Origin of the sequence: Nocardiopsis sp. LDBS0036 (assembly GCF_041228755.1) — a bacterium.
Lineage (GTDB): Bacteria > Actinomycetota > Actinomycetes > Streptosporangiales > Streptosporangiaceae > Nocardiopsis > Nocardiopsis dassonvillei.
Map to the genome: position 1 here is coordinate 5,392,137 of NZ_CP141103.1, position 14,794 is coordinate 5,406,930.

Here is a 14,794-nt window from a genome sequence, read left to right on the forward strand (position 1 = left end):
TAGTGCGTTACTCACGTGACTTGGGAGACTGCGCGGGGATGTGTCCGAAGATACCCGGAGCCGGGGACCGGACCGGACCCCGGCCAGCCGTTCCGGGTCCGGGCCCGCAGGAGGGAGGCCGGGACCCTCAGCTCGCGCCGCCGAAGGCGCTGGGCAGCTGTACGCCCGCGGGCTCGGGGGGCTCGGCGGGCATGAACCAGTCCGAGCGGCGGATGTCGCGCAGGGCCCGCTTGCGCGTCTGCGGGTCCAGGCGCTCGATGTAGACCATGCCGTCGAGGTGGTCGGTCTCGTGCTGGAGGCAGCGGGCCATCAGCCCCGTGCCCTCCACGGTGACCGGCTCGTTGCGCAGGTCCACCCCGGTGACGACGGCGTACTCGGCCCGGGTCGCGGGGTACCACAGCCGGGGGACCGACAGGCAGCCCTCGTCGCCCTCCTGGACCTCCTCCGAAAGCTCGGCGATCCTCGGGTTGATCACGTAGCCGATCCGGCCCTCGACGTTGTAGCTGAACACGCGCAGGCCCACGCCGATCTGGTTGGCGGCCAGACCCGCCCGCCCGGGGGCCTCGACCGTCTCCAGGAGGTCGTCCACCAGCGCCCTGGTGTGCTTGTCGAAGCGGGTGACGGGTGTGGTGGGCGTGACGAGGACGGGGTCGCCGAAACGGACGATGGGGCGCATGGTCATGTGCCCCAGGGTAGTCGGAAGCGTGCTCCCGACGGTACGGAAGCGGAGAATCCGGACTCGGGGCCCGGAGGCGGCTCCGGGCGGCTCAGGCCGCGGCCAGACCGGGGCGCAGGGAGTCGTCCAGCACCATCTCGATGTAGTCCAGTGCGGCCCTGCGCCGGGCCAGCGCACTCTCGTACAGGGAGGGGGCGCTGACGTTGCGCCGCACGCGCAGGCACTCGTTGACGATGCGCTGCCACCGGTCGGGGAAGGCGTGCAGGGCGTAGGCGCCCGCGCCGCTCTTGGAGGTGATCTCCCCGGTCTTGAGGGTGAAGTGCAGGCGGCTGACGCTCAGCACGCTCCAGGAGGGCGCCAGGGAGCCCAGGGCGGCCAGGCCGCGCGGCGTGACCAGGCGGCCCGCCTTCTCGCGCCAGCGCCGCCACTGCTCGTCCAGGGAGCCCAGCGACCAGGCGCGCAGGCTCTCGGGCTCGTCCCACACGTCCAGTTCGAGCGGGTGCGGGCCGCGCACGGTCACGCCGTGCTCGGCGAGGATGTGCCATGTGACGGGGTTGACGTCGGCGCTGGCCCGGTTGCGGAAACGGCCGCCGATCACCGAGGCGACCGGGCCGCAGGCCGCGGGGTCGCGGGTGAGGTCGTCCCAGGTGACGTGGACGCCGTTGAACTGGGGTCCGGTGGCGGCGGCGCGGGTGCGCGCGTGGACGCGTCGCAGCAGCTCCAGCTCGCGCCTGCCGGGCGTGTGACCGGTGACGATCACGAAGTCGACGTCGCTGGTGTGCGGGCGGAAGTCGCCGAGGGCGACCGAACCGGTCAGGTAGAGGCCTTCGACCAGGCCGGGGGCCTCCTGGTCGGCGTACGCGAGAAAGGTCTGGGCCAGCGTCTGCACCCGAGGGTGGACGGCCATGCTCACTCCAGTCTGGATGGTTCGGTGCGGATCTGGGGGCGCGGTCCGTCCGGAGGTGGGGAGTCCGGTCGGGCGGCGGCCCGGAGCGTTCCCGCGGCGTGTGCCGCCTGCGAGTACACGCTCCATCGGTACCAAGTGTGAGCGGGCCGAGGGGGTCATGGCAAGTGATCGCGCCGGACCCGCATCCTGTCTCCCCACGTCAGGTGGTGTGCGGCTATGGAGACTTGGGGGAGTGCACACCCTTGACAGAGAACGGCGTGATGTGCAAAGGGTCCTCGCGCGCGTGCGGGGCGGTCCGGGCCGGCCGGAGCGGGGCGGGGCGCGGCGCTCCAGCCGTGGCCCCGAGGCGGCCGGACGGGAACGGACACCGGCGGAAAACGGCGCGCTCCGAAGACGGCCGAGAATCCGCGTCCTCTCAGGCAGGAAGGCTGCCGCACATTCCGCGGCACGTGCATCCGCACCTGACGAATGCATGAGAAAAGCTTTGCTGGGTATTTCTCTAGAGAGGTCGGGGCGAAAGCGGTTATTCGTCCGCCGGAGAATGGGTGTGGTGTCCGCCATGCCCCGCCGGGGACCGGTTGCGGGGCGGGAGGGAAGGAGCGGTTCGTCGGAGCAGGTGGGGGCGGCTTCCTCCCTCGGCGTCAAGGATAGCCCCCTTCGTCCTCCGGAACCCGTGAGTCCTACACCACTCTCTCCAGAAGTGGACATGCCCTGTTTTTTAGGCGATTGTTATGGTTCACGCAGACCCCCGGTGGTCATAACCACCACAGCCATTGTTCGCTTTTTTCCTCCGCGTAACACCGCACAACCCCCGTGAAACTGAGCCGCTTTACGCTCGGCGGGCAAGGCAGTTCCCCCCGCAGATGTACCGAAGGAGACGCGCATGGTCCCGACGATGGTCCTCGTAGCCGACGACTCACGTGACACCCACCGCCGGGACGCCCTGTGGGGCCTGGCCGAGGCGGTGGCGAGCAGGGGAGAGGTGCCGGTGACCCCGGCCTTCGGCAGCCCCGACGACGTCGCCGCCACCGTCCACTCCGTCCGGGGGCCCAAGGTGGTCGTCCCCGCCTTCGTCGCGGGCGGCGACGTCGCCAGCGCCCACCTGCTCTCCCGGCTCGGCCTCGGCCGTATGAGCGACTCCTGCCAGACCCCGCCCCTGGGAGCGGTTCCGTCGATCGTGGCCGACCTCGCCGGGCGGCTGGCCGACTCCGGCTGGGGTCCGTCCGACGGCGTGGTCCTGGCCGCCGACGGCACCACCGGCACCGAGGAGCACCAGGTCGTCATGGACGTGGCGCGCATGCTCAGCCGCCGCCTCGACTCCCCGGTCCAGGTGGGCTACCTGCGCACCTGGGCGCCCTCGGTGGTCGACGCCGTCGACCGGCTGCGCCGCCACGGCCAGGACAACGTCGCCGTCGCCGCGTGGAGGCTCGTGGACGGCCCCGACTTCGACCTGCTGCGCGGTCTGGACGTCACCGCGATCACCGAGCCCCTGTGGCCCTCCGAGCTGGTCGTGGACACCCTCCTCGCCCAGCACCGGGCGGTCAGGGGGCGCCTGGCCTGAGAACGCGGTCCCCGACGAGCCGACACCGACGGTGACACCGTCCGCCGCACGGGTGATCGCGGGAGTCCGGGGCGCCGCTGCGCCGTTACCGGGGGCGCGCGGATGGGTAGGGGGCAAACGGGCGGGAACTCCCCGCACCCACAAACACGGCATCCGTACCGCGCCGCCTCCCGCACGGCGCGGTGGCGACCGGACGCGACTCCTCCGGCGGCCCCCGCCTCCCCCCGCCGGCGCGGAGGTCTACCCGCGACCGGTCCGGGACCCGAACAGAGCCAGTGCGCCGCGGACCGTGCGGTCCGCGGCTCCGCCGACCCGCGAGGGGCCCACCCCGAACCGTCATCGACGCGAGCGAACCTAAGGTGGATGTATGAACGACGTCACAGCGCAGTTCGTCGATGACCGGCAGCGTCGGCGGCTGGAACGGCGCTTCGGCAGCCACGTCGGCGAGTGGCTGACCGAACTCCCGGGGATCGTCTCCGGGATCGCCTCCGACTGGGGGCTGACCGTCGAGGGCCCGGCCCCCCACGGCCGGACCTCCGTCGTCGTCTGCGTCGTGCGCCCGGACGGCGACCGCGCGGTCCTCAAGCTCTCACCGGACACCGGCCTGGCCGCGTCCGAGGCACGGGTGCTGCGGATGTGGGAGTCCTCCGGGCGCGTACCCCGCGTGTGGGAGGTCGACAACGCGCGGGGGGCCATCCTCATGGAGTGGATCGGCGGCGAGACCGTCGCGGCGGGCGGGCGGGTGCCGCCGATGGAGACCGTCGGCGCGCTCATCTCCCAGCTGCACTCCGTCGAGGTGCCCCGGCGCGAACTGCTCGAACTGCGCCCGCTGACCTCGCGGGTGCAGTTCATCTTCGACCTGTGGAACCGCGAGCGCGCCGAGGGGCCCGCCGCCGAGGTGGTGTCCGCGTCCGCCATGCACCAGGGCTTCTGCCGGGCCCGCGACCTGGCCAACGGCACGGTGGACGTCGTGCCCGTCCACGGCGACCTGCACCCGGGCAACGTCATCGACGGCGGCCGGCGCGGCCTGGTGGCCGTCGACCCGCGCGCCTGCCTGGGGGACGCGGCGGTCGACGCCGTGGACTGGGCCCTGTGGAAGGCCACCAGCCTGCCCGAGGTGGTGCAGCGCGTGGACGTGCTCTCCCGCGTCCTGGGTGTGGACGGCGACCGGTTGATGGCGTGGGCGCGCGCGTTCGCGCCCTGCCTGGCGGTGGCCAAGGCCAACCGCGGCCACGGCGGCACCGACGAGTTCGACATGCTCGTCGAACTCTCGGAGGGGGAGGCCTTCGTCCTGTGACGCGTGCCGGGCGGCCCCGGCGGCCGACCGCCCCGGCACGCGCCGACGGGTTCAGTCCCCGGGCTGGGCCGAGCCCGCCCTCTCGAAGCGGTAGCCCCGGCCCGCCTCCGTGATCAGGTAGCGCGGGCACGCCGGGTCGGGCTCCAGCTTGCGGCGCAACTGCGCCATGTACACCCGCAGGTAGTTGGTCTCGCTCTGGTAGGCCGGGCCCCACACGTCGTGCAGCAGCTGGCGCTGGCTGACCAGCTGGCCCGCGTGCCGGGCCAGGATCTCCAGGATGTGCCACTCCGTCGGGGTGAGCCGGACCTCCTCGCCCTCCCGCAGCACCCGCTTGGCGCCCAGGTCCACGGTGAAGGAGGGCGTGCGCACCACCGGGGCCTCGTCCACGCGCACCGACCGCCGTTCCGCCGCGCGCATGCGCGCCAGCAGCTCGTCCATCCCGAACGGCTTGGTGACGTAGTCGTCGGCGCCCGAGTCCAGGCAGCGCACCTTCTCCCCGGCCGAGTGCCGCGCCGACAGCACGATGATCGGCACCTGAGACCACCCGCGCAGCCGCTGTATGACCTCCATGCCCTCCATGTCGGGCAGCCCCAGGTCGAGCAGGACCACGTCGGGGTGGTTGTCCGCGGCCAGCCGCAGAGCGGACGCCCCGTCGGCCGCGGTGTCCACGTCGTGCCCGCGCGCCCTCAGGTTGATCCGCATGGCCCGAATGATCTGCATGTCGTCGTCAACGACCAGGACCCGCATCGGTCCCCTCCCCGTCTCCGGTGTCCGTCTCGCTCTTCTCCACAGCACGGAGCGTGAACACCATGGTCAGACCGCCGCCGGGCGTGTCCTCGGGGTCGAGCCTGCCGTGCATCGCCTCAACGAAACCACGCGCGACCGCCAGACCCAGACCCACCCCCGTGCCCTGGGGGGCGTCGCCCAGGCGCTGGAAGGCCTCGAACATGCGCTGTTTGCCCTCGTCTGAGACCCCCGGCCCGCGGTCCACCACGCGCAGCTGCACGCTGTCGCCGTGCGCGCTCGCCGAGACCAGCACCGGCAGGCGCGGGTCCGGGTTGTACCGGACCGCGTTGGAGACCACGTTGGCCACCGCCCGCTCCAGCAGCCCGGCGTCGGCGCGGACGCGGGGCAGGCGGTCGGGCACGTCCACCACGACCGCCTCGTGCGGCAGGCCCAGCAGGGTGACGGGCACGACCTCCTCCAGTCCCACCGCGCGGAGTTTGGGGCGCACGTTGTCGGTGTGCACCCGGCTCATGTCCAGCAGGTTGTCGATCAGCCGGTTGAGCCGGTCGGTGGACTCCTCCACCGTCTCCAGCAGGTCCTCGCGGTCCTCCTCGGTGAGGGTGATGTCGGTGGCGCGCAGGCTCGACAGGCTCGCCTTGATCGAGGTCAGCGGGGTGCGCAGGTCGTGCGAGACCGCGGCCAGCAGAGCCGTGCGGATGCGGTTGCCCGCCACCTGGCCGCGCGCCTCGGCCGCGTCCCACTCCAGCCTCTGGTGCTCCAGGGCGATGCCGATGTGCGCGGCGAAGGCCCGCAGCACGCCCCGGTCGGCGGCGGGCAGCACCCGGCCGCGCAGCGCCAGCGCCAGGTTGTCGGAGATCGAGACCAGGACGTCGGCCTCCTCGGGGGACTCGCACGCCGGGGCGCCCACGCTGTGAGCCGCGCGCCAGCGCTCGTCGTCCAGCCGCTCCAGCAGGGTCGCCGACCGCTGCCCGAAGGTCTCCCGGATCCGCCGCAGCAGGGCCTGGAGGGGCTCCTTGCCCGCCAGGACGCTGCTGGCCAGCAGCGTCACCGCGTCGGCCTCGGCCCGGGCGCGCGCGGCCTGCGCCGACCGGCGCGCCGCCATCTCCACCACGATCGCCACCAGCGCCCCCACCAGGGCGAACGCGGTCAGCGCCAGTATGTTGTCCAGCGATACCGAGGGCCGACCGTGCAGCGGGGACAGCAGCACGGTGAGCAGCACCGCGCTCCACAGCGCCGACACCAGGGCGGGGCGCAGGCCGCCCACCGCCGCGGTGGCCACGGTGGCCAGCAGCAGGAGCATCGCGTCCGAGGCGGCGCCCACGTCCTCGAACAGGGGCAGCGCCATCACCAGCGACAGCAGGGTGGGCGCCAGCAGCGCCAGCGACCAGCCGGTCACCCGGCGGTGCTCGCCCAGTCCCCGGCCGGGCGGCGGCAGCGGCCACCGGCCGCTGCCCACCCGCTCGTGGGTGACGATGTGCACGTCGATGTCCCCGGAGTCGCGCGCCACGATCGCCCCGACCCCGGGGCCGAACACGTACTGCCAGGTGCGGCGGCGCGAGGACCCCAGCACGATCTGGGTGGCCTGGACGCCCCGCGCGAACTCCAGCAGCCCGGTCGGCACGTCGTTGCCGACCACCTGGTGGTAGGTGCCGCCCAGCTCCACGAGCAGCCTGCGCTGCCGCAGCAGGTCGTCTGTGGGCGCCTGCGCCATGCCGTTGGGCGGCACCACGTGCACCGCCAGCAGGTGGCTGGGCTGGGGGTGCCCGCCCCGCGAGCGTGCGGCCACGCGGGCGGCCCGCCGGATCAGCGTCTCCCCCTCGGGGCCGCCGGTGAGCGCCACCACGACCCGCTCCCGGGCCTCCCAGGTCCGCCGGATCTCGTGCTCGCCGCGGTAGCGGGCCAGGCTCTCCTCCACACGGTCGGCGGTCCACAGCAGCGCCAGCTCGCGCAGCGCCGCCAGGTTGCCCTCCCGGTAGTAGTCGGCCAGGGCCGCGTCCACGCTCTCGGCCGGGTGGATGTCGCCGCGCGCCATCCTGCGGCGCAGCTCCTGGGGGGTGACGTCCACGAGTTCGACCTCCGCGGCGCGGCGCACCACGTGGTCGGGGACGGTCTGCCGGGGGCGCACGCCGGTGATCTGGTGGACCACGTCGTTGAGGGACTCCAGGTGGTGGATGCCCACGGTGGACAGCACGTCCACGCCGGCCTCCAGCAGCTCCTCCACGTCCTGCCAGCGGGTGGCGTTGGGCGAGCCGGGCGGGTTGGCGCGGGCGAGGTCGTCGACCAGCGCCGTCCCCGGAGCGCGCGCGATCACGGCCGCGGTGTCCACGGAACCGGACGGCAGCGGCGGGACCCGCTCCAGCCCCTCCAGGAGCGCGGAGGTCCGTGCCCGGCGGTGGGTGTGGGCGGCGGCGACCACGACGTCGGTGCCGCGCTCGGCCCGGCTGCGGGCCTCGGCCAGGGCGTTGTGCGTGGTGCCGACGCCGGGGGCCGATCCCAGGTAGATGCGGAGCTTTCCTCGTGCCACGGGATCCATTGTCGGGGCAGGGAAGGGCCGCCGCGGACGGTTCGGGCCGCGGCGCGGGCCGGTCGCGGCCACGGGCATGACGCGGCGGCCCCGGTTGGCGATACTGGGGGGACATACCGACGCACACGCCCGGGCGCTCCTCGCGCGGCGGGCGGTGCCCGGCCGCCGCGCGCGGCCGACGAGCATTGGTGAGGAGGCCGGCGTCCGCCCGCCGGACGGGGCGACGCCGCGGAGCCGATGACCTATCCCCCCGACGACGGTTCGTTCCCCGGTCCCCCCGGCGGGGAGCCCTTCCCCGGACGGCCGGGACAGCCCCATCCGGGACCACGGCCCCAGCCGGGCTCCCCCGGGCGGCCGCACCCCGGCCCGGAGCCCGCCGGGGGCTTCCCCGGACAGCCGGGGCAGCCGCCGGGCGGCCGGCCGCCCCACGGGCCCGGCCACCCCCGCGTCCCGCCCGCCCAGCCCGGGTACGGCGCGCACGGGGGCACGCCGCCGCTGCCGCCCGTTGCCGGCCACCCGGCACAGCCCGGTCCGCGCCGGCGCCCCCGCAGGGGCCTGGTCGTCGGCGGCGCCGCCGCGGCCGTCCTGCTGGCGGCCTCCCTGGGCGTCGTGGTGTGGAACATCGCCGACGGCCGCCCCTACGCGGGACTTCCCGACTGCGGACGGCTGCTGCCCGCCGAGGTGGTGGACTCCGTACCCGGCACCGAGAGCCCCCGCGCCGAGGGCGAGTACACCACCGTCGAGGACGACGGGACGGCGTACCTGGCCGAGGCGGGCGTGCTCGGCTACCTCAACTGCAGTGTCGGGAACGTCGACGGCTTTCCCCTGCACGTCACCGCCTCCCTCTTCGAGTACGAGGACGGCGGGGAGGCCGTCGAGAGGTTCCACGGGGAGCTCGAGGACCAGCTCCGCGACCGCGAGCTGGGGCACCACGAGGAGGAGCAGGACCAGACGGCGGTGCTCCTGGACTGGCGCCCCGTGTCCGCGGGCGACACCGGGTACGCGGTGCTCTTCGAGGGCGACGGGCACACCGACGGCGACGCCTACGGCTCGGCGGTCTTCGTCACCGTCAACGTCGGTGTGACGGTCTCCTACACCGTCGGCGGAGGCGACGGCGTCGGCGAGGCCGAGGCCCTGGACTTCCTCGCCGACTTCGCCGGACGGGTGGAGCGCCAGCTCTCCCGAGAGGGGGAGCGGGCCTGAGGTCCTCCCGGGGGGCGGACGGCCGCCCCCGGGGCCCGGCCGGACGCCGCCCTACGGGGCGGGGATGAGCTTGCCCGGGTTCAGGACCCCCTCCGGGTCCAGCGCGGCCTTGACCGCGCGCAGCACCTCCCCGCCCAGGGGGCCGATCTCCGCGGCCATCCACGGCAGGTGGTCGGTCCCCACCGCGTGGTGGTGGGTGATCGTCCCGCCGTTGGCGGCGATCGCCTCCGAGGCGGCCCGCTTGGCCCGGCCCCAGCGCTCCAGCGGCGCGGCCCCGGCCGCCGTCACCACCGTGAAGTACAGCGAGGCGCCCGTGGGGTAGGTGTGCGACACGTGGCACATCACCACGGCGCCGCCCTCCCCGTCCTCCAGCGCCCCGGTGAGCGCGCCGGAGACCGCCGCGTACAGCGGGAGCAGGCCGCTCCAGGGGGCCGCGGTCTCCAGGGTCTCGGCCAGCACCCCGGCCGACAGCAGGGAGTCGCGCAGGTAGGGCGCGGAGAACCGGTTGCCGCGCCAGTGCGCCACCGGCCCGGGGCCCAGCGGGGTGCCGCCCGCCCCGGCCATGGCCTCCCGCGCGGCGGCCGCGCGGACCTCCACCTCGGCGCCGGTGCCCTCGAAGCCCAGGACCGCCTGGCAGCCGGGCGCGGACTCGCGCCCTCCCACGGCCGCTCCCACGAAGGTCTCCGCCTCGTCCAGGACCCGCGCCATGGTCGGCCGGATCCCGGACTGGGCCAGGGTCCGCAGCGCGTCCACGCCCGCCGCGAAGTCGGGGAAGGACCACGCCTCGTCCAGCACGCGCTCGGGGCGGCGGCGGATCCGCAGGCCCACCTCGGTGATCACGCCCAGCGTCCCCTCCGAGCCCAGCAGCAGGCGGCCCAGGTCCGGACCGGCCGCCGAGGCGGGCGGTCCGCCCGTGTCCAGGGTGCCGCGCGGGGTGGCCGCGCGCAGCGAGACCACCATGTCCTCGAAGCGGCCGTACCCGGAGGAGGCCTGCCCGCTGGAGCGGGTGGCCGCGTAGCCGCCGAGGCTCGCGTACTCGTAGCTCTGCGGCAGGTGCCCGAGCGTGCACCCGTGCTCGGCCAGCAGCGCCTCGGCGCGCGGGGTGCGCACGCCCGCGCCCAGGACGGCGGTCATCGAGGCGGTGTCCACCGACACCAGCCGGTCCAGGCGGCGCAGGTCCAGGCAGACCACGGCGCGCAGACCGCCGCGCAGGGGCGCGACCCCGCCCACCACGCTGGTGCCGCCGCCGAAGGGCACCACGGCCACGCGCTCGGCCGAGCACACCTCCAGGACGCGCCGGACCTGGTCGTGGTCGGCGGGGTACAGGACGGCGTCCGGCGCGGGGTCGGCCCTGCCCGCGCGGCGCAGCAGCAGGTCGGGGGTGCTCTTGCCGCCGCTGTGGCGCAGCCGGGCGGCGTCCCCGTCGTCCACGTGGCCGGGCCCGACCACACCGGCGAGCAGTCCGCGCAGCCGCTCGTCCAGCCGGGAGGGGGGCAGCTCCACCCGCTCCTCGGGGACGGGGGGCAGGTCCGCCAGAGGGGCCCGCAGCACCTGGGAGACCAGGTCGCGCAGGCCGGGGTCCAGCGCGCGCGCCCGGGCGGGGTCGCCCCATCCGAACCAGCTCATCTCGGGCGCCGCCTCCGAGGAAGTGTCGTCAGTCATGCTCTACAGTTTTACATATGGCGTCAATACGTAACGTTGAAGACCGCATCCTGGACGCGGCCCGCGCCTGCGTCGAGGCCTTCGGGGTGCGCCGCACCACCCTGACCGACGTGGCGCGCCGCGCCGGGGTCAGCCGACCCACCGTGTACCGGCGCTGGCCCGACGCGACCGCGCTCGTGGCCGACCTGCTCACCCGGGAGCTGCGGCGGATCCTCGCCGACCAGGGCGACGGCCCCGGCGGGCCCGCCGGGGAGGACGTGCGCGCCCGGCTGGTCCGGCACGCGGCCGGGGTCGCCCGCGCGCTGCTCGCCCACCCGCTGTTCGTCCGGATCGTGGACACCGAGCCCGAACTCCTGGCCACCTACACCTTCCAGCGGCTGGGCACCAGCCACCGGGCGGCCCTCGAACTGGTGGAACCGGTCGTGGCCGAGGGCCAGCGCGACGGGTCGGTGCGCGCGGGCGACCCCGCGGTGCTGGCCCGCCTCGTACTGGTCACGGTCCAGGGCACGGTCACCTCCCGCCGCCTGTTCGCCGACGTCACCGACGAGTCCGGCCTCGTCGACGAGCTCGCCGCCCTCCTGGACGGCTACCTCCGCCCCCCGAACCAGGAGAGCCCATGAGCCTCGCGGTCCCCGCCTCCTCCTCCCTCAACACCGCCCGGCGCGCGGCCGACCTCGCCGCGCTGGAGCACGACCCGCGGATCGACCTCCTGGTCGTCGGCGGGGGAGTGACGGGCGCCGGAGTCGCGCTCGACGCCGCCGCGCGCGGCCTGTCCACCGCCTTGGCCGAACGCCACGACCTGGCCTTCGGCACCAGCCGCTGGAGCTCCAAGCTGGTCCACGGCGGCCTGCGCTACCTGGCCGGGGGACAGGTCGCCATCGCCTACGAGAGCGCCCGCGAGCGCGACGTCCTCATGCGGGTCACCGCGCCGCACCTGGTGCGGCCCCTGCCCATGGTCGTCCCCGTCCACCGGGGGAGCGGACTCGCGCGCGCCCTGTTCGTCCGCGCCGGGGCGGGGGCGGGCGACCTGCTGCGGATCATGGCCGGGACGCCCGGCGGCGTGCTGCCCCGGCCCCGCGTGGTCGGTCCGCGCCAGACCCTGCGCCTGCTCCCGGGCGTCGCGCGGCGGGGGCTCCTCGGCGGTGTCGTGTCCTTCGACGGCCAGCTCGTGGACGACGCCCGCCTCGTGGTGGCCCTGGCCCGCACCGCCGCCCGCGAGGGCGCCCGGATCCTCACCCGCTGCTCGGCCGAGAGCCTTGCCGCCGACGGCGCCGTGCTGCGCGACGGGGTGACCGGCCGGATCGTCCCCGTGCGCCCGCGCGCGATCGTCAACGCCACCGGGGTCCACGCCGACCGGCTCGACCCCCACGTGCGGTTGAGCCCCAGCCGGGGCAGCCACCTGGTACTCGACGGCGCCGCCCTGGGCCGCCCCCGGGCCGCGCTCACCGTGCCGGTCGACGGCAGCGCCAGCCGCTTCGTGTTCGCCCTGCCCCAGCCGGACGGCCGGATCCTGGCCGGGCTCACCGACGAGCCCGTGGACGGCACCGTGCCGGACGTGCCCGAGGTGCCCGACAGCGACGTGGACTTCCTGCTGGACCAGTTCAACCGGGCCCTGGAGACCCGCCTGGAGCGCTCCGACGTCCTGGGCGCCTTCGCCGGGCTGCGCCCGCTGGTGCACGGGGTCGGGGACAGCGCCGACCTGTCCCGCGAGCACGCCGTCACGGTCGCCCCGAACGGCACCGTCACCGTGGTCGGCGGCAAGCTCACCACCTACCGCGCCATGGCCGAGCAGGCCGTCGACACCGCCGTGCGCTCCCGCGGGCTGTCCGCGGGCCCCTGCCGGACCCGCGCGCTGCCCCTGGTCGGCGCGGCCCCGCGCGAGGAGCTCGACGCCGTGGCCGCCCCGCGCCGCCTGGTGGCCAGGTACGGCACCGAGGCGGTCGCCGTGCTGGCCGAGGCCGACGCCGACCCGGAGCTGCTCGCTCCCCTCGTCCGCGGGGTCACCGGGGCCGAACTCCGCTTCGGGGTGCGCCACGAGGGAGCCATGGACGCCGCTGACCTGCTGGACCGCCGCACCCGGGTCGGGCTCGTCCCCGCCGAGCGCTCCGCGGCCGAGGCCGCCGCCGAGGAGGCGCTCGGGGCCGTGGACTGAACGGCGGGACGGGCCGGGGGGAGACGGGCTGGAAAACGCGCGGGATTTCGGGGACTCACCACACCCGCATCCCCTGTCCCACAGGGTTCTGATCGCGTAAGGTCGTAGCCGTTCCCGCCGCCCCTCCCCCGAAGGCGGTTCCAGGACGCTCCCGCAGCCGCCCCCTTCCCCCGGTTCGCCTGCCCACTGAACCGCCCCGCCGAAGGAGTCCTCCCATGCCCACGCTCGTCTCCGTGCCGGCTCTGGCCAAGGCCGAGGACACCGTCCTCACGGGTGTACCGGACGAGTACCGGCACTACTTCAGCGGACGGCCGCCGGTCCCCTTCACCAAACGCCACTGGGAGTTCCCCGGCGAGCCCGCCAGCGTGCCGCTGGCCCGCGCCTTCCTGGACACCTGCGCGGCCGCCCGGGACAGCGACTACCGCTACGTCTTCTCGCTGCTGGGGACCGAGCTGGCCACCAACGCCATCCGGCACAGCCGCTCCGGCGAGGAGGGCCAGACCTTCGTGCTGCGGGTGACCCGGGCGCCCAACGGGCTCACTCTGGTCTGCCGGGACAACGGCAGGCCCACGCGCTCCCAGCCGGGAGAGGACCGCCCGCTGAGCGCCGGACCGCTGGAGGGCGACCGGCTCACCGCGGAGAACGGCCGGGGCCTGGCCCTGGTCGACAGCTTCGCCACCGCCTGGGGCGACAACGGCCACCCCAGCATCCGCAAGGTGTGGTTCCACCTGGCCTACGACCTCACCGGCAGCTCCTGGCCCGCCGCCTGAGCCCTCCGAGGGCGGGGAGGCCCGGGCGGGGCGCATGAGCGACTGATCCTTCCGGGGGAGGGCAGACGCGGGAGGCGCGTGCGCGTTCCGGACGCGTCCGGTCCCCGCCGCGCGGACGCGCCCGCGGCCACCCGGCCCCGGCGGGCCGGGCGTGCGCTCTTGCCACCCGGGCGCGGGCGTGTCAGCATACCGACCAGTAGCCACATGTGGCGCGGATCACGGGACGGCGCGATCCCCGGTCCGCACGGGCCCGCGGGCCCCGTAACACCGCACGCGGCGCCCCGGGCCGACGCCCTCACCTCCGCGGTCCGCGCCGGTCTGCCACTCCCCCCGACCGCCCCATCGCGCCCCCCGCGCGGCCCGCCCCGAGGTGTCCGCCCATGGATTCCACCATCGCCACGATCGCGCTCCCGGCGGCACTCGCCGTCATCATGCTCGGCCTCGGCCTGAGCCTGACCGTCGGGGACTTCGTCCGACTGACCAGCATGCCCGGCACGGTCGCGCTCATTCTGGGCTGCCAGATCCTCGTCCTGCCCCTGGTCTGCCTCGCCCTCGTCCTGCTCTTCGACCCGCCGCCCGCCCTGGCGGTGGGCATGATGCTGCTCGCCGCCTCGCCCGGCGGCACCACCGCCAGCCTGTACAGCTACCTGTTCCGCGGCAACGTCGCGCTCAACATCTCCCTGACGGCGCTCAACTCCCTCACCGCCATGGTGACCCTGCCGCTGATCACCAACCTGGCCATCGCCCGCTTCATGGGCGACGGCGACACCCTCGGCCTCCAGGTCGGCAAGGTCCTCCAGGTGTTCGCGGTCATCCTGGTCCCCGTCGCCGTCGGCATGCTCGTCAGGGCGAGGGCGGACGCCTTCGCCCGGCGCATGGAGAGGCCGGTCAAGATCGCCTCCGTCGCTGTGTTGTTCGGCGTCATCGCCGTCGCGCTCTACCAGGAACTCGACAGCATCGGCGACTACATCGTCTCCGTTGGGCTGATGGTGCTGCTGTTCAACATCGCCAGCCTCACCATCGGCTACTGGGCGCCGCGGGTCCTGGGCACCGGCCGCCCCGAGGCGATCGCCTCCTGCATGGAGATCGGCCTGCACAACACCACGCTGTCCCTGGCCATCGCGCTCAGCCCGGCCCTGCTCGGCAGCACCGAGATGGCCGTTCCGTCCGCGGTGTACGGCGTGCTGATGTTCTTCACCGCGGCCGCCACCGGCCTGCTGGTCACCCGCGGGGGAACCCGTGAGGAGGCCCCGGCGTCCGGCCGCTGACCCGCCCCCGCCGGGGGCCGGCCCGCC

The 14,794-nt window shown here is 74.9% G+C and carries 12 protein-coding genes; 7 read left to right on the forward strand and 5 right to left on the reverse strand.

The genetic code is table 11. The features are described from left to right. Nucleotides 1-127 precede the first annotated feature (127 nt). Nucleotides 128-682 carry a peptide deformylase gene (def, locus tag UIS43_RS23055; protein WP_013151351.1) on the reverse strand — a complete coding sequence of 185 codons (555 nt, stop codon included), beginning with the start codon at nt 680-682 and terminating at the stop codon, nt 128-130. Nucleotides 683-767: 85 nt separating this feature from the next. Next, entirely contained in the window at nt 768-1,583 is an 816-nt protein-coding gene (locus UIS43_RS23060; protein ID WP_013151352.1) for a nucleotidyltransferase domain-containing protein, read from the reverse strand. An 883-nt stretch (nt 1,584-2,466) separates the two neighbouring features. Here UIS43_RS23060 and UIS43_RS23065 point away from each other — a divergent pair. Together UIS43_RS23065 and UIS43_RS23070 are read left to right on the forward strand one after the other, a co-directional pair. Further along, a complete protein-coding gene (locus tag UIS43_RS23065) occupies nt 2,467-3,144 on the forward strand; it encodes a sirohydrochlorin chelatase (protein ID WP_013151353.1) in 678 nt (225 codons plus the stop codon). 367 nt (nt 3,145-3,511) lie between these two features. Beyond that, nucleotides 3,512-4,441, forward strand: a complete 930-nt coding sequence (locus UIS43_RS23070) for an aminoglycoside phosphotransferase family protein (RefSeq protein ID WP_013151354.1) — start codon at nt 3,512-3,514, stop codon at nt 4,439-4,441. Between the two features lie 51 nt (nt 4,442-4,492). Here the strand turns inward: UIS43_RS23070 and UIS43_RS23075 are convergent, their stop codons facing one another. Both UIS43_RS23075 and UIS43_RS23080 read right to left on the reverse strand, forming a co-directional pair. Continuing rightward, a complete protein-coding gene (locus tag UIS43_RS23075; RefSeq protein ID WP_013151355.1) occupies nt 4,493-5,188 on the reverse strand; it encodes a response regulator in 696 nt (231 codons plus the stop codon). Beyond that, nucleotides 5,169-7,721 (reverse strand): ATP-binding protein, encoded by a 2,553-nt coding sequence (locus UIS43_RS23080; RefSeq protein WP_358455891.1) that lies wholly within the window; start codon nt 7,719-7,721, stop codon nt 5,169-5,171. Before UIS43_RS23080 ends, UIS43_RS23075 begins: the two co-directional genes overlap by 20 nt. 228 nt (nt 7,722-7,949) lie before the next feature. Here UIS43_RS23080 and UIS43_RS23085 point away from each other — a divergent pair, with 228 nt between their 5' ends. Beyond that, the gene (locus tag UIS43_RS23085; RefSeq protein ID WP_358171017.1) at nt 7,950-8,915 is read left to right on the forward strand and encodes a hypothetical protein; all 966 of its coding nucleotides are present in this window, start codon (nt 7,950-7,952) and stop codon (nt 8,913-8,915) included. 51 nt (nt 8,916-8,966) lie between these two features. Here UIS43_RS23085 and UIS43_RS23090 read toward each other — a convergent pair whose 3' ends face one another. Continuing rightward, nucleotides 8,967-10,577 carry an FAD-binding oxidoreductase gene (locus UIS43_RS23090; protein WP_197724864.1) on the reverse strand — a complete coding sequence of 537 codons (1,611 nt, stop codon included), beginning with the start codon at nt 10,575-10,577 and terminating at the stop codon, nt 8,967-8,969. 17 nt (nt 10,578-10,594) lie between these two features. Here UIS43_RS23090 and UIS43_RS23095 point away from each other — a divergent pair, with 17 nt between their 5' ends. From UIS43_RS23095 to UIS43_RS23110, 4 genes are all read left to right on the forward strand, one after another. Then, complete coding sequence (locus UIS43_RS23095; protein WP_013151359.1) at nt 10,595-11,197, forward strand: TetR/AcrR family transcriptional regulator; 603 nt, start codon at nt 10,595-10,597, stop codon at nt 11,195-11,197. After that, nucleotides 11,194-12,729: a glycerol-3-phosphate dehydrogenase/oxidase gene (locus tag UIS43_RS23100; RefSeq protein WP_370011687.1), complete on the forward strand. Its 1,536-nt coding sequence runs from the start codon at nt 11,194-11,196 to the stop codon at nt 12,727-12,729. The genes UIS43_RS23095 and UIS43_RS23100 overlap by 4 nt, the downstream gene beginning before the upstream one ends. A gap of 215 nt (nt 12,730-12,944) precedes the next feature. Continuing rightward, nucleotides 12,945-13,499 (forward strand): ATP-binding protein, encoded by a 555-nt coding sequence (locus UIS43_RS23105; protein WP_013151361.1) that lies wholly within the window; start codon nt 12,945-12,947, stop codon nt 13,497-13,499. Nucleotides 13,500-13,879: 380 nt separating this feature from the next. Further along, a complete protein-coding gene (locus UIS43_RS23110) occupies nt 13,880-14,767 on the forward strand; it encodes a bile acid:sodium symporter family protein (protein ID WP_071621331.1) in 888 nt (295 codons plus the stop codon). Nucleotides 14,768-14,794 lie beyond the last annotated feature (27 nt).

Coding starts and splice junctions, on each gene's coding strand:
- UIS43_RS23100 (WP_370011687.1), top strand. CDS start 11,194: ATGAGCCTCGCGGTCCCCGCCTCCTCCTCCCTCAACACCGCCCGGCGC.
- UIS43_RS23060 (WP_013151352.1), bottom strand. CDS start 1,583: ATGGCCGTCCACCCTCGGGTGCAGACGCTGGCCCAGACCTTTCTCGCG.
- def (WP_013151351.1), bottom strand. CDS start 682: ATGACCATGCGCCCCATCGTCCGTTTCGGCGACCCCGTCCTCGTCACG.
- UIS43_RS23095 (WP_013151359.1), top strand. CDS start 10,595: ATGGCGTCAATACGTAACGTTGAAGACCGCATCCTGGACGCGGCCCGC.
- UIS43_RS23080 (WP_358455891.1), bottom strand. CDS start 7,721: ATGGATCCCGTGGCACGAGGAAAGCTCCGCATCTACCTGGGATCGGCC.
- UIS43_RS23090 (WP_197724864.1), bottom strand. CDS start 10,577: ATGACTGACGACACTTCCTCGGAGGCGGCGCCCGAGATGAGCTGGTTC.
- UIS43_RS23105 (WP_013151361.1), top strand. CDS start 12,945: ATGCCCACGCTCGTCTCCGTGCCGGCTCTGGCCAAGGCCGAGGACACC.
- UIS43_RS23110 (WP_071621331.1), top strand. CDS start 13,880: ATGGATTCCACCATCGCCACGATCGCGCTCCCGGCGGCACTCGCCGTC.
- UIS43_RS23085 (WP_358171017.1), top strand. CDS start 7,950: ATGACCTATCCCCCCGACGACGGTTCGTTCCCCGGTCCCCCCGGCGGG.
- UIS43_RS23065 (WP_013151353.1), top strand. CDS start 2,467: ATGGTCCCGACGATGGTCCTCGTAGCCGACGACTCACGTGACACCCAC.
- UIS43_RS23070 (WP_013151354.1), top strand. CDS start 3,512: ATGAACGACGTCACAGCGCAGTTCGTCGATGACCGGCAGCGTCGGCGG.
- UIS43_RS23075 (WP_013151355.1), bottom strand. CDS start 5,188: ATGCGGGTCCTGGTCGTTGACGACGACATGCAGATCATTCGGGCCATG.